We start from the raw sequence: 13,997 nt of genomic DNA on the forward strand, positions 1-13,997 counted from the left end.
CATCAGTCGCGACTTGGTGCTACTTCATCTTAGAAGATGAAAACATTTTCAAAAATAATAGAAAACAAAGAATAAGTGTACAAACTAAAGAAAGGAACCGCGAATGGCGCCTCGGCGTCACAGCAGCTCCTTAAAATCGCCCGGCACCATCCCGACATGCTTCTTGAACTGCTTGTAGAAGTAGCCTGTCTCCCAGTACCCGACCTGTCTTGCGATCTCGTTCACCTTGAGCCGGCTGTCCGCCAGCAGTTCCTTGGCTTTGTCGATGCGGAATTTGTTCAGGTAATCCGTGAACGTATCTCCCGTCTGCTTGTGAAAGAGCTGCCCGAGGTAATTGGGGTGAATGTGGAAGAGCAGCCCGAGCGACTTCAGCGTCAGCGCCTCCGCGTAGTGCTCGTGGATGTAGCGCAGCGCCTGCTTGATGACCGGACTCATGTCTTCCCCGGAGAACGAATCGGCCGCGAAGAATGCCGCCGTCCGGACGGCTTCCTCCACGCCTTCGAGCGCGGCCGCGGTCACCGCCTGATCGAGCACGCCCTGGAACACTTCCGGGGCATCCGCTCGTCCGAGCTTGTCCACTTCCATCTTCATCAAGATCATCAGCTCGATCGCGGCGCCTCTTGCCCGGACGGGATTCAAGCTCCCCGCTGCCCGTATCGCCCCGAAATCGCGGTCGATGACCGCCGCGAGCTCGTCCTTGTCCTTCGCGAGGATGGGCTTGGCATACGCCTCCCACTCGAACAATCCCGCCGGAAAAGCCGCCGTCTCCGCGGAGAGGCCCGCATAATCGAGCAGATGCCGGTCATGCCGAACCAGGAAGAACTGCTGCGCCTTGCGCGCTTGAACGTAGCTTGCGGCGGCATCGGCCGTCGGCACGATCCCGCCGAGCGCGATCCGCGGGCCGAGCTGCCTGCTTTCCCACTTGTCCGCCGCTCTTTCCAAGGCTTCCGTCACCTTAGCTTGATCCGGCTCGCCCCCGTTTATGCAGCAAGCGGCGACCAGATCCCCCTCGTCGTCGCGAAAGGGAACGAACGACAGGCCCTCCGCCTCTTCGGCCAGGAGATCCGCGATGCAGTCGTCCAGGTCGCGACCGGTGGCATCCGGCTCCGGACGGAAACGGATAATTGCCAGCGCCGCGTACGGCTTCGAGAGATCGATGCCGAGGAGCGCCGTCCGCTCCGTCAGCTCGGGGAACGCGATCCGCCCGTTCACCCACCGGGTCATGACGTTGTCCCGCAGGATGCCGATCTCGTCCTCCCCGAAGGCCTGCGCCGGCTTGTCCGCGTCCAGCTTCCGTACCGTATCCGCCAAGGTCGCCTCCAGCTCCTCGAAACGAATCGGCTTCAGCAGGTAATTCTCGATGCCGAGCCGCATGCCTTCCTTGAGAAAATCGAATTCGTTGTACCCGCTCAGGATGATCGCCTTCAATTGCGGCTGCAGCTCCCGCGCCTTGCGGATCAGCTCGAGTCCGGTCATGATCGGCATGGAGATGTCCGTGATGAGCAGATCGACCTGCACCTCGCGCAGCCGCTCCAGCGCTTCTTCGCCGTCTTCGGCGCTGCCGACGACCTCCAGGCCGAAGGCGGACCAATCGACCGCGTCGCTCAAACCCTCCGTGATGAACGGCTCGTCGTCCACGAGCAATACTTTATACATCGCCAGCTTCCTCTCTGTGATCGGCCGCGGGCCAGGTCACCGTCACCGATGTCCCCTTCCCCGGCATGCTATCTATGCTCAGCCCGTAGCCGGGCCCATGCACGAGTCCGATCCGCTCGTGCACGCTGCGCAGCCCGAAGGATTGCTGCTCCTCGGTTTCCGGCGTCTTCAGCCGCCGCAGGACGCGCGCGAGCTTCTCCGGCTCGATGCCCTTGCCGTTGTCGCATATCCGGACCCGGATAAGGCCATGCTCCTGCGCGGCTTCGATGGTCAGCCGGTTGTTCTTGCGCCGGGAATCCATCCCGTGCACGATATAGTTCTCCACGATCGGCTGCAGCAGCAGCTTGGCGATGGGCACCTGCAGGAGCTCCTGCTCGCAATCGACCGCGTAGGCGAATTTGTCTTTGTAGCGGATCCGGAACAGTTCCAGGTACAGCCTGCACATCTCGAGCTCTTCGCCGAGCGTGTTCTCGGCCTTCGCGCTGACCGAGTTGCGGAACAGCGCCGCGAGGCTGTAGATCATCTCGCCGACGTCGACCGCGCCCTGCGACACCGCCCGCATGCGGATAACCTCCAGCGTGTTGTAGAGGAAATGCGGGTTCACCCTGGCCTGCAGGGCGGCTAGCTCCGTCTGCTTATGCCTCAGCTCCGCCTTGTATTCCCGGTCGATATGCCGGCCCAGCTCGTCGAGCATCTCGTTGAAGCTCTGGGAGATCTGCCCGAGCTCGTCCTCGCGGGCGTCCTGCAGGCGGGCCGTGAGGTCGCCGCCCTCGACCTTCCGCATGAAGTGCACGATCCGGTTCGTCCGCCGCGCGATATTGACGATCACGATGGACGGAATGATCACCGCGACGGCGATGCAGATCGAGCTGATCAGGATGATCGCGCGCTTGAGGCCCGCGTACGCCTCGGCCATCGCGCTCTTGGGCGTGATGCCGACGACGAGAAACCCGGCCTTGTTCTGCGTCAGCGTCGAGATGTACGACGGCTCGTCGAGCAGCTCGGTTTCCCTCAGGGAGCCGATCTGCTTCATGTACGGGAAGGTCTGCCCGTAATAACGGTTCGCGGAATCGGACAGCACCTGCCCGTCCGGCGACAGCACCAAAATCTCGCCCTTGAGCGGGGTCCGCTGCCGGTCGAGCGACCGGTTCACCATCCCGGAGTCGAAGTACACGAGCAGTTGTCCGATGTTCTTGAGCGTATTCTTATCGTTCACCTGGGCGCGCATGGAATACAGCTGCGTGTTCCATTGGCCGATCAGCCCGCGGATCCAGACGTTCGGCGTCGCCGACACGGGCCCTTCCGCCGCCATGATCTCGGGAATGTACGAGCGGATCGGATTGGTCTTGTACAGCCGGCGCGGGCCGTTCAGATTGAAGGCGTACAGCTGCTGCATGTCCGTGCTGTAGAGCAGGATGTTCTGGATGTCGGGATCGGCATCCATCCGGTCCGCGAGATAGCTCAGGATATCGACCGCGCTCTCGTTGCCGCCCGCGTAATTCTGGTCGAGCATGTATTGCGCGTAATCGCTGTAGGAATGCCGGAGAAAGTAGGACGCGTTGCTCGCGAGCAGGCTGTTGCGGTAGATGTCCTGCACCGTGTTCTGCACCCAGTCGTACTTCTGCTCCATGTAGCGGTTCACCCGCTCCATCGCCTGCTTCTGGTTGTTCAGCTCGCTGTTCACGATGGAGTCGGACATGAGGTTGAAGAGCAAGTAAGAGAGCGTGATGATCGTCAAATTCACGATGACCGCGAAGACGAGGATGACTTTGACGAACAGGTTGTTCTGTATATAGTTGCGGTAGATCTTCCGGAATCTCAAGCGCCCGTGCCCTCTCTCGTCGATGGTTAGGATTTGCCGACATTATAACATTAAGTCCCGAGCCGCGCCTATTCGGCCGCTTGTTTGCGGGATGTCCGCGTTATGGCGGCTGCGCCGCCTTTATTCCCCAATAATTACCATGTTAAGATTCCCTCCGGCTGTCCCTCTTCCATCCGATTGTGGTAGAATATAGATTCCGATTGATAGACGCTTTTGTCGAAGGAGAAGACATATCCCCGCAAAAGAAGGTAAGAGGAGAGATTTAGAGCATGGAAACGAACATCCAGACGACGGCACCGCGTTCCGCCGAACGCACGAGTCGCCGGTCCAAGCCGTCCATTCCGGTGTTTCTCGCCGTATGGGTGCTGCTGATCGGCTCCGGCGTCGCCGGCACGGTATGGTATACCGGCCAGGTGAAGGCCAAGCTGACTCAAGACATCGGCAACCAAACGTCGAAGCAGATCACGGCGATGCAGCAGAACTACGATGCGCAGCTGAAGCAGATGCAGACCCAATTCTCCGGCGAGCTGAGCAAGGTGCAGGGCAAGGTCGACGCCTTGAACGAGCTGCTGGAATTTACGAAGGATAATACGAACACGAAGACCGACAACAGCAACAAGCTGTACACGCAGCTGAGCGAGGTCGAGAAGAAGCTGGCCGAGCTGCAGAAAAGCCTGGACGTGCTGAAATGACGCTGACCGTCAAGCAAATCAACCGGTTCTGCCTCCTGGCGTGCGCGCCGTTCATCGGGCTCGTCATCTGGCTGATGGCCGCGAATCTGTCGATCACCTTGCCGGACACCGCCTTTCCGCAGCTCGCCTTGACGCAGGCGAACGTGCCGGCGGACGCGGCCAAGCTGACCGCCGGCCTCGACCGGGCGAAGCAGACGGCGACCGTGACCGCCAAGTCGCTCAAGAAATCGATCGCGCTCTACACGGCCACGAACAAAAGCATGAGCGCCATCGCCACGATCGCCGCCGCGCAGGCGGACCGGCCCTATCTGATCTACGACCGCCGCATCACGCGGAAAATCGGCGCGCCGGCGCAGCAGATCAATTCCGACAACGTGCGCGCGCAGCTGTTCACGATCCATGCGCAGCACTTCAACGGCTATGCGCTGAAGGTCAAGCTGAAATCGCCCGATGCGATGAAAATGGTGCTCGGGCAGGACAAATACGGCGGCGCCGAGACGACGCTGGCGGCCGCCGAACGCTACCATGCGATCGCCGGAGTGAACGCCGGCGGCTTCGCGGACGACGGCGGCAAGCGCTACCCGCTCAGCACCACGATGATGAACGGCAGCTACTTGAACGGCTTCGACCCGTCGTTCAAGGACCTGTTCTTCGTCGGGCTCAGCGACGACATGAAGCTGATCGGCGGCAAATATTCCAGCAAGGCGCAGCTGGACAGCGAGCAGCCGCGCTTCGGCGCCTCGTTCGTGCCCGTGCTGCTGCAGAACGGCAATCCGCAGCCGATTCCCGCGAAATGGCAGACGAGTCCCCTGCGCGCGCCGCGAACGGTCATCGCCAACTACAAGGACGACCAGCTGCTCTTCCTCGTCATCGACGGGCGCAACGAGAACGGCAGCTCGGGCGCGACGCTCGCCGAGGTCCAGCTCCTGCTGGAGCGGTACGGCGCGCTCGACGGCTACAATCTCGACGGCGGCGGCTCGTCGTCGCTCGTCTTCAACGGGCGCGTCGTGAACCATCCCTCGGACGGACGGCTTCGTCCGGTGCCGACCCATTTTCTCTTTTTCAAATAGCGGCCGGCGGCTTCGATTCGGCAGCTGATCCAAGGCTGCGCGGTGAAAGACCGGGCATTTATTATTGGCATCATGGACTATTAATCCGATTAAACGATTGAACAAAAAGCGAGGACCCAGAGCTTGATACCAAGCCCCGGGTCCTCGCTTTTACCATTGACGGCCAGCGGCCGCGCACCGCAACGCGCGATTAGAAAAGCCTCTCGCGTATGCTTATTCCGCCGCCTGCTCCGCGAACAGATGCCGGTATTTCTCGTAATCCGACCGCTTGCACTCCATCGTCAGACGCGTGCCGTTCGGCTCGTAGCTCGTGGCCTGCACATGCCCGTTGACGTTGAAGTACGACACCAGGCGGCCTTCGGTGAACGGGATGATCACCTCGCACTGCACGTAATCCTGGAAGATCCGCTCCTTCACGAGCGCGGTCAACTCCACGATGCCCGCTCCTTCCTTGACCGAGAGGTACACGTTGTCCCCTTCCACCTGCGGGTAGTTCTCGCCCGTCAGGTCGGTCTTGTTATACGCGTACACCATCGGAATATGGTCCGCGCCGAGCGCCTTCAGCGTATCGTTGGTGACGTCGATCAGCCGCTCGTACTCGAGGTTGGAGTAGTCCACGACCTGGATCAGCAGGTCCGCCTCCGCGACCTCCTCCAGCGTGGAACGGAACGCCTTGACCAGATGATGCGGCAGCTGGCTGACGAAGCCGACGGTATCCGTCAGCAGGAACGACTTGTGATCCGGCAGGTCGATGCCGCGGACCGACGTCTCCAGCGTGGCGAACAGCATGTCTTTGGCCAGCACCTGTTTGTTCGAGTCCGGCATGTACTGGTCCAGGATCGCGTTCATGAGGCTGGATTTGCCCGCATTGGTGTAGCCGACGAGACAGACGACGGGCACGCCGGTTTTCTGGCGCTGCTTGCGCTGCACCTGGCGCCGCGCGACGAGCTTCTCCAGCTCGGCCTGCAGCCCGGCGATGCGGTCCTCGATGCGCCGGCGGTCGAGCTCCAGCTTCGTCTCGCCGGTTCCCTTGTTCTTCATGCCCGAGCCGCCGCCTTGGCGGCCGAGCGATTCGCGCAGGCCGGCCAGCCGCGGAAGCATGTATTGCAGCTGCGCGACCTCCACCTGCAGCTGGGCTTCGTGCGTCTGGGCGCGTTCGGCGAAGATGTCCAGGATGAGCAGCGTCCGGTCCATGACCTTCTTCTGCAGCTCGCTCTCTAGATTGCGAATCTGCGAGGGCGAGAGCTCGTCGTTGAAGATGACGGTCGACGCGTCCAATCCCTCCGCCAGCGCGGACAGCTCGCCGACCTTGCCGGTGCCGAGATAATGCGCGCTGTTGATCTTGGCGACATTCTGCGTCAGTTCGCCCACGACCTCGATGTTGCAGGCTTCCGCGAGATTGCGCAGCTCCTCCATCGAGTAGACGAAGTCGGGCCGGTCGTTCAAATTCACGCCGACGATAACGGCTTTATTGTTCACTGGTTGTTCCATATGGGAATCCTCCTTTGATTAGGGCCTAGAGAGAAAGCCAAAAAAACGCACGGGCGCGCTGGCCTGTGCGTTTTCGCATCACGAAAGAGGAATCCGGAATGCTGCCGTTCATGCACCGGGAAGCCATAAGCTTCCGGCGCGGCAGAAGGTCGTATCGGAGCATCGCCTGCGTCAAGAGGCCCGCCATGAGCGGCGGGTGTCGACGATGCGCGTTCCGAATATGATTAAAGGTAACGCGAGCCGCCGGACCGCTTCGGGTCCGGGTTCTTCTCGCGTCTTGGTCAAGCTTCGGGTTACCTTTAATGGGACAGACCTATCCTGAGTCCTCTGCACAGGGGCAGAGCCTTGGCGCTATTCAATTAGCCGCGCAAAGTTCTCAATCGGATAAAGTCTATCACACGTAACCCTCCGTTTCGGTTCAAGTATCGTCATCTTAACATAGGACAACGAAGAATTGCAACGATTGGCAATCGCTTCCTCCGGCCAAACGCCCGCTCTTACGCGATCCAGGTCAGCCCCATATCCCGCAGCGCTTCCTGCCATCCTGCGGGAGGCTCGCCGTTCGAGACGATGTAATGCACGTCCGAGATCTCGCCGATCTTGGCCACGGTCCGTTTGCCGATCTTGGACGAATCCGCGACGACGATCGCGGTCTCGGAGCAGCGGATCAGCTTGCGCGTGAACAAGGCCCGCTCGTAATCGAAGCCCGTAAGGCCGTTCTCGAGCGACACCCCGTCCACGGAGATGAACGATTTGTTCACGTAGAAATCCTCCATCATCTTCTCCGCGATCGGGCCGGCGACCCGCAGATGCTTCGCGTTGACTTCCCCGCCGATGAAAATGATTCGGCCGTCGAAGACGCCCCGCTTCTGGTACTCGATCAGCAGCGTCAGCGCCGGAATGGCGCACACGAGGATCGTGAGGTCGCGTTTCCCCTCCAGATGATGAATGATCTGCATGGCCGTGCTGCCTTCGTCGATAACGAGCACGTCGTTGTCGTCGATCAGATTCGCCGCGAGCGAACCGATCAACCGTTTTTCCTCCGCATGGCTGACTTCCCGCTCGTTGTACGCCGGCTCGATCTCGTTCGTGAACTTCACCGCGCCGCCGTACACCTTCTTGAGCTTGTTCTCCTTCTCCAGCTCGTCCAAGTCGCGCCGGATCGTCTCGGTCGTGACCTCGAACTTCTGCGCAAGCTCGTTGACGTTGACTTTCCCCTTCTTGTTCAGCATCGCGAGGATGTCGCGTTTTCGTTCTTCGCCCGCGAGGGACATGCCGTTCTCCCCTTATGTCGATTTGTAGCCTAATTATAACAAAAACCGCTTACTCGTAATAGCTTCCGCCCGCGACTTCGCGGATGCAGGCTTCGATGATTTCCAGCGCGCCGCGCATCTGCTCCTCCGTAATGAGCAGGGACGGCCGAAGCGTGATGACGTTGCTTTCGATGATCTTGAACGCCACGCCGCGCTCCATCGCTTTATACAGGACGGCTTCGGCTTCCGCCGGTGCCTTCTCCTTCGTCGCGCGGTCCTTCACGAGCTCGATGCCGATATGCAAGCCGACGCCGCCGACGTGGCCGACGAGCGGACAACGGGCGCGCAGCCCCTCCAGCCAGTCCAGCGCGAATCGGCCGACGCGGTCCGCCTGCTCCGCAAGCCCGTGTCGCTGCACGTACGCGATCATCGCGAGTCCCGCCGCGGCGCACAGCCCGTTCTTCTCGTGCGTGAAATGCCCGATGGAGACATGCTGGAGCACGTTATAGCGCTCATGGGTCACGATGCCCGCGAACGGCAGCAGCCCGCCGCCGAGCGACTTGCCGAGGACGAGCACGTCCGGCGTGACGCTGTGCTCGCAGGCGAACATGCGGCCCGTGCGGCCGAAGCCTTCGATGATCTCGTCGAATATCAGCAGCGCGCCGTGCTTCTCGCACAGCGCCTTGACCCGTTCCCAGAAGCGGCCGCTCGGCACGATCGGCGTGGACGAGATCGGCTCGCCGATGACGCAGGCGATGTCGCCCTCGCGCTCGAACAGCAGCTCCATCTGCCGAAGGATCTCGCCGTCGACCGCCTCCTCCGTATCGAAGCCCCACGGATTGCGGTAATAATTCGGAAACTCCACGTGCAGGGCGCCGGGCACCATCGGCCCGTTGCCCGTCTTGAACAGCCGCTCGCCGCCGACGCTCGAAGCCTGGAAGCCGTTCCCGTGGTAGGAATCCCAGAAGGAGATCGTTTTCCATTTGCCGGTGACCTGCTTGGCCAGCATGACCGCCATCTCGATCGCTTCCGAGCCGCCCGGCGCGAACAGCACGCGGTCGAGCCCTTCCGGCGTGATCTCGACCAGCTTCTTCGCCAGCGCGACGGCATGCGTATTCGTATAGCGCCGCGGCGTGAACGTATTCTTGTCGCGCAGCGCCGCGACGACGGCCTCGATGACGTCGTCGTTATTGAAGCCGGCGTTATGTACGCCGTTCCCGTGCATGTCGATATAGGCGCAGCCCTCCATATCGTAGATATGGATGCCTTCCGCCTTCGAGAGCACGTTCAGCACCGGCGTGGACAAGCTTTGATGCAGGAAATACCGGTTGTCTTCGTCGAAGACCGTCCGCGCGGCCGGCGACAAATTACGCGCCCAATACCTGCTTCGCGAATCGGTCGCGTTGATGTCTCCCTGTTCCCGGCTGTATTCCAATTCTCTCCGCCTCCCCGCGAATCTGTGACAATTGACAAACTGACGATCGCGCTATCGGTACTGCATCAGGTTGGCGCCGTTCGCGGTCGTGTCGAACAAGTGGAACTTGTCGCCGCGAATGCGCATGTAGACCGTATCGCCGACCCGTACCGGCGCTTCGTTGTCCGTCAGCATCCGGATCATGCCGCCGAGCTTCATGCCCGGATCGATGACCTTCACCAGCTTGCCGCTGCCGAGATGCTCGATCAGGTCGACCCGCATCGGAATGCCGAGCGCGTCGGACGCATCCGTCAGCGTCAGATCATGCGGACGTATGCCGAGCTGCGCCGGCTTGCCGAGATGCTCCTTGCCCAGCCGGCGCGCCTCCGGGATCGCGAAGCCGAAGCCGTTCGTCACGACGAGCTGCGTCCCGTTATCCTCGTGTATGCGGCCTTCGATCAGGTTCATCGGCGGGTTGCCGAGGAAGCTGGCCACGAACAGATTGACCGGCTGGCTGAACAGCTCGTGCGGCGGCGCGTACTGCTGGATCTTGCCGTCGTTCAGGATCGCGACGCGGTCGGAGATCGCGAGCGCCTCTTCCTGATCATGCGTGACGATGATCGTCGTCACCCCGAGCTCCCGCTGCAGCTTGCGGATCTCGTCGCGCACGTCCAGCTTCAGCCGGGCGTCGAGATTGGACATCGGCTCGTCGAGCAGCAGAATGTCGGGATCCTTCGCGAGCGCCCGCGCCATCGCGACGCGCTGCTGCTGTCCGCCGGACAATTGCGCCGGCTTGCGGTCGAGCAGATGGTCGATCTGCACGATGCGCCCGATCTCCTTCGCCCGTTCGTACGCCTGCGCCTTCGGAATCTTCCGTTCGCGCAGCGGGAAGGCGATATTGTCGCGCACCGTGAGATGCGGATAGAGCGCGTAGGATTGGAACACCATGCCGATATTGCGGTCCTTCGGCTCGACATGGTTGACCATCTTGTCGCCGAAGTAAATCTCGCCCGAGGTCGGCTTCAGGAGTCCCGCAAGCATCATCAGCGTCGTCGTCTTGCCGCAGCCGGAAGGCCCCAGCAGCGCGACGAACTCGCCCTTCTTGATCTCCAGGTTGAGGCCGTCCACCGCCCGGCCGCTCTCCTTCTTGCCGTCGTAGGCTTTCACGATATTCCGCAGCGTTATCATGATTGCTTCACGCCTCCTAAGTTGACCTTCATGAACATTTTCTGGGTGAAGATATAGAACACGACGACCGGCAGCGTGTAGAACAAGCCAATGGCGGTAATGAGACCGTAATTGATGATCTGGCTGTCCTTCGTGACGAGCTTGGCGAGGTAGCCGGCGAGCGTCATCAGGTCGTCGTTGAACAGCAGCAGCTGGAACAGGAACCATTCCCCGTAGGCGCCGAGGAACGCGAAGACCGCGATCGCGCCGATGCCGGAGAACACGTAGGGCACGAGCATTTTCCGGAACGCGCCGAACCGGGTCGTGCCGTCCACCATCGCCGCCCATTCGATATCCCATGGCACTTCGTCGAAGAAGCCCTTCATGATGTAGACGAGGCCGGGCAGCGACCCCGTGGTCGCCACGAGAATGATGCCCAGGTAGGTGTTGAACAGCCCCATCTGAAAGATGATGGCGAAAATCGCGATGATGAGCGTGTTGCCGGGAAACGAGCGCATCAGGAACAGGAACTTCATCGCCGCGCGCTTCCCCTTGAAGTCGAGCCGGGAGAAGGCATAAGCCGTCGGCACGGCGACGCTCACCTCGATCAGGACGATCAAGAGCGAGTAGACGATCGTATTGCGGACGATCGGCCAGATCATCGGCAGCTCGACGCCCTCGTATTCCACCGCTCGCGTGAAGAACGCGAAGTTCTCGAGCGTGAACGCGTGGGTCGTGAAATTCATCGTCGCCGCCAGGAAATACCAGGCGATCATGCCCACGATCGGGAGCGTGAACAAGACCATGTAGGTGTGCACGAGCGCTTTTTTCAACGTACTGGTCGACATGCATATACCTCCGTAACGGTCAGTCTTCGATTCGGGAAGGCTTGATCATCTGGTCGAAATCGAACAAGCGGATCAGCAGCAGCGTCAGCGCAAGGGAGATGAAGACGACGATCATCGCCACGGCGGAACCGTAGCCGTAATAGTGCAGTTTGAACGCCTGCTCGTACGCGTACAGCGACAACGTCGTCGTGTCCCGCATCGGGCCGCCCTGCGTCAGCAGCATGATGAAGAAGTACGAGGACACGAAGCCGATCAGATCGGATATCGTAATGTACATGAGCGGCCATTTGAGCGTGGGCAGGATGATCTTCAGAATGACCGATTTCTCGCTTGCCCCATCGACGCGCGCCGCTTTGTACAGGTCTTCCGGTATGGAGTTGATCGCGGCGGAGAGCAGGATCATGCCGCCGGATATCGTCGAGACGATGGTCGCCAGGATGACGATCGCCATGGCGCCTTTCGTGAACCAGGACACCGGGTCGGAGATGATGCCCATCCGGTGGAGCAGATCGTTGATCAGGCCGCCCTCGGTCGGATCGAAGATGAATTTCCAGAACGTCACGTACACGACGGACGGAATGATGCTGGGAATGAGCCACAGCACGCGATAGATGACGGCCGATACTTTCCCCTTGAGAAAATATTGGGTCGCGATCGCGATGATGAGGGCGAACAGCAGCGAGACGACGAGCGACAGCACGGCGAATACGGCCGAGTGGCTCAGCAGCTCGGGCAGGTTATAGTCGGTGAAGATGCGCTTGAAATTCGCGAAGCCGATAAAATGCGGCTTCATGGATACGTTCAGATCGGTAAAGGACATCAGCACCGTCGCGATCGCCGGAACGATGAAAAACACCAGCACGAGCAGCGCGAACGGCAGGATGAACAGATACGGATAAATGACTTTGCGGATCGGCTTGCGGTATGGTTTCTCGGCGATCTCTAGCGGACTGACGGCGGTTTCCATCTGGTTCATGCGAAGTTAACACCTGCTTCCCTTCGGCTTGGAAATGGCAAGGCGCCCTAACCTTGATTAGAGCGCCCGTGCCTTATGCGGCGTGCCGCCGCGCGATCGCAACGATTATTTCTCGATGGTGACGCGGTCTGCCGGCACGTTTTGCTGGACTTCCTTGGCAAAGATGTCGAACGCTTCGTCGGCGGATTTGCCCTTGGTCAGGATCGCGTCCACGCCGAGGGTGTAGCCTTTCATGAAGGTCGCGTAGTCCGGAAGCGCCGGACGCGTCTTCGTGAATTCGACGAGGTAGGCATGATCCTTATAGAAGGACATTTCCTTGAACCGCGGATCTTCCTGCGCTTCCGGCGTAACCGGCAGCTTGCCGCTCGCGATCGTGTGGTTGATCTGCAGGTCCGGATCCAGCACGTGCTCGATCAGGCTTTGCACGTAAGGCATCTTCTCGTCGTCGACCTTGGCGCCGACGAAGATCATGGCCGGGTTGCTGTACGATACCGGCTTGCCGCCCTTCTCCGCGGACGGCACCGGAATCCAAACGACGTTCTCGCCGAACCATTTGTCGTAGCCCGCGATATCGTCCTTCATGCCGTTCGCGTCGCGCATCATTTGGTAGAACTCCGTGCGGGCGAACTCGGCGAAAATCTCGCCTTTCACGAACATCGGAGCGGCTTTGTCGGTATCGACGTCGCCGATGCCTTCCGCGATGACGCCGCGTTTCTTCGCGTCCGCCCAGAACGCGTAGACGTCCTTCGCTTTCATGTTCAGCAGCAGCTTGTTCGTCGCCGGATCGTAGTTGAAGCTGCCGAAAGCGTAGTTCCAGCCTTCGAAGCGCGTATCCTCGACCGCGAAGCCGGTTTTGACCAGACCCTTCTTCTTGGCGTCGTCCGCCAGGTTGACCAGGTCGCCGAACGTGAAGTCGCCGCTGTCGACGCGCGCCTTCAAGCCGCCGATCTGCTCCTCCGTCCAGCCCAGTCCCGTCAAGGCCTTGCGGCTGATGAAGACCGGCGAAGCGTCCATGTCCTGAATCGCGCCGTAGTAATGGCCGTCATAGTTCATGATGTTCGCGTAGGAGTCCGGCACGTTCGCGAATACCTTGGAATCCTTGACCCAATCGATGTCGCGGATGAGGCCCGCGTCGCGTTCCCAGCCGATATCGACGCTGGAGTTGATGAATACGTCGGCGACTTTGCCGGCTTGCGCCTGCAGGACGAGCTGATCGTCGTCGATGCCGGGCCACCAGTCGAGCTTGATTTGAACGTTCTTGGATTTGAGCTCTTCGTTCACGCGTTTCTCGGCTTCCAGGAAGTTGTCCTTCCGCGCGCCCCATGTGTTCTCGCGGACGGAGATCGTCACGACCTTGGCTTCCGCGTTGCCCGCTCCGCCATTCCCGTTGCCCGCGGCCGCGTTTTCGCTTCCCGTTCCGTTCGCCGTATCGGCGGAATTGTTCGCGCTCCCGCATCCAGCAAGAATCCCGACGCTCATCACCACTGTTAAAGCTACACCAGCAAGCTTTTTCACTGCCGTATACCCTCCCATGCGTTCTCTTGAGTTTTTCAACCTTACAAGACCAAGTATACGGCGGACATGTTAATGGACGATTAAATCAAAGTA

The 13,997-nt window shown here is 60.4% G+C and carries 11 protein-coding genes; 2 read left to right on the forward strand and 9 right to left on the reverse strand.

The window, feature by feature from the left end:
- Positions 1 to 117: 117 nt before the first annotated feature.
- Together AC50YL_RS08535 and AC50YL_RS08540 are read right to left on the reverse strand one after the other, a co-directional pair.
- On the reverse strand, positions 118 to 1,656 hold the full coding sequence (locus AC50YL_RS08535; protein WP_494830990.1) for a response regulator: 1,539 nt from the start codon (positions 1,654 to 1,656) through the stop codon (positions 118 to 120).
- Complete coding sequence (locus AC50YL_RS08540) at positions 1,649 to 3,478, reverse strand: sensor histidine kinase (protein WP_494830993.1); 1,830 nt, start codon at positions 3,476 to 3,478, stop codon at positions 1,649 to 1,651. Before AC50YL_RS08540 ends, AC50YL_RS08535 begins: the two co-directional genes overlap by 8 nt.
- A 269-nt stretch (positions 3,479 to 3,747) precedes the next feature.
- Here AC50YL_RS08540 and AC50YL_RS08545 point away from each other — a divergent pair, with 269 nt between their 5' ends.
- Both AC50YL_RS08545 and AC50YL_RS08550 read left to right on the forward strand, forming a co-directional pair.
- Positions 3,748 to 4,170, forward strand: a complete 423-nt coding sequence (locus AC50YL_RS08545; RefSeq protein WP_235947614.1) for a flagellar basal body-associated FliL family protein — start codon at positions 3,748 to 3,750, stop codon at positions 4,168 to 4,170.
- The gene (locus tag AC50YL_RS08550; protein WP_494830995.1) at positions 4,167 to 5,240 is read left to right on the forward strand and encodes a phosphodiester glycosidase family protein; all 1,074 of its coding nucleotides are present in this window, start codon (positions 4,167 to 4,169) and stop codon (positions 5,238 to 5,240) included. Before AC50YL_RS08545 ends, AC50YL_RS08550 begins: the two co-directional genes overlap by 4 nt.
- A 213-nt stretch (positions 5,241 to 5,453) precedes the next feature.
- On the opposite strand, the gene hflX is transcribed toward AC50YL_RS08550, so the two are convergent.
- The 7 genes from hflX to AC50YL_RS08585 all read right to left on the reverse strand — a co-directional run bounded on the left by hflX (position 5,454) and on the right by AC50YL_RS08585 (position 13,904).
- Entirely contained in the window at positions 5,454 to 6,731 is a 1,278-nt protein-coding gene (hflX, locus tag AC50YL_RS08555) for a GTPase HflX (protein WP_494830996.1), read from the reverse strand.
- Positions 6,732 to 7,228: 497 nt separating this feature from the next.
- Positions 7,229 to 8,005, reverse strand: a complete 777-nt coding sequence (locus AC50YL_RS08560) for a DeoR/GlpR family DNA-binding transcription regulator (protein ID WP_494830998.1) — start codon at positions 8,003 to 8,005, stop codon at positions 7,229 to 7,231.
- A 49-nt stretch (positions 8,006 to 8,054) separates the two neighbouring features.
- On the reverse strand, positions 8,055 to 9,419 hold the full coding sequence (gene pbfA / locus AC50YL_RS08565) for a (R)-1-hydroxy-2-aminoethylphosphonate ammonia-lyase (protein ID WP_494830999.1): 1,365 nt from the start codon (positions 9,417 to 9,419) through the stop codon (positions 8,055 to 8,057).
- Positions 9,420 to 9,470: 51 nt separating this feature from the next.
- Positions 9,471 to 10,586 carry an ABC transporter ATP-binding protein gene (locus AC50YL_RS08570; protein ID WP_494831000.1) on the reverse strand — a complete coding sequence of 372 codons (1,116 nt, stop codon included), beginning with the start codon at positions 10,584 to 10,586 and terminating at the stop codon, positions 9,471 to 9,473.
- A complete protein-coding gene (locus tag AC50YL_RS08575; RefSeq protein WP_494831002.1) occupies positions 10,583 to 11,413 on the reverse strand; it encodes a carbohydrate ABC transporter permease in 831 nt (276 codons plus the stop codon). Before AC50YL_RS08575 ends, AC50YL_RS08570 begins: the two co-directional genes overlap by 4 nt.
- A gap of 19 nt (positions 11,414 to 11,432) precedes the next feature.
- A complete protein-coding gene (locus AC50YL_RS08580) occupies positions 11,433 to 12,389 on the reverse strand; it encodes a carbohydrate ABC transporter permease (protein ID WP_494831004.1) in 957 nt (318 codons plus the stop codon).
- A 105-nt stretch (positions 12,390 to 12,494) separates the two neighbouring features.
- A complete protein-coding gene (locus tag AC50YL_RS08585; RefSeq protein ID WP_494831005.1) occupies positions 12,495 to 13,904 on the reverse strand; it encodes an extracellular solute-binding protein in 1,410 nt (469 codons plus the stop codon).
- Positions 13,905 to 13,997: the final 93 nt, after the last annotated feature.

This window comes from Paenibacillus sp. J22P277 (genome assembly GCF_059383675.1).

Coding starts and splice junctions, on each gene's coding strand:
- AC50YL_RS08535 (WP_494830990.1), bottom strand. CDS start 1,656: ATGTATAAAGTATTGCTCGTGGACGACGAGCCGTTCATCACGGAGGGT.
- AC50YL_RS08545 (WP_235947614.1), top strand. CDS start 3,748: ATGGAAACGAACATCCAGACGACGGCACCGCGTTCCGCCGAACGCACG.
- AC50YL_RS08550 (WP_494830995.1), top strand. CDS start 4,167: ATGACGCTGACCGTCAAGCAAATCAACCGGTTCTGCCTCCTGGCGTGC.
- hflX (WP_494830996.1), bottom strand. CDS start 6,731: ATGGAACAACCAGTGAACAATAAAGCCGTTATCGTCGGCGTGAATTTG.
- AC50YL_RS08560 (WP_494830998.1), bottom strand. CDS start 8,005: ATGTCCCTCGCGGGCGAAGAACGAAAACGCGACATCCTCGCGATGCTG.
- AC50YL_RS08570 (WP_494831000.1), bottom strand. CDS start 10,586: ATGATAACGCTGCGGAATATCGTGAAAGCCTACGACGGCAAGAAGGAG.
- AC50YL_RS08575 (WP_494831002.1), bottom strand. CDS start 11,413: ATGTCGACCAGTACGTTGAAAAAAGCGCTCGTGCACACCTACATGGTC.
- AC50YL_RS08580 (WP_494831004.1), bottom strand. CDS start 12,389: ATGAACCAGATGGAAACCGCCGTCAGTCCGCTAGAGATCGCCGAGAAA.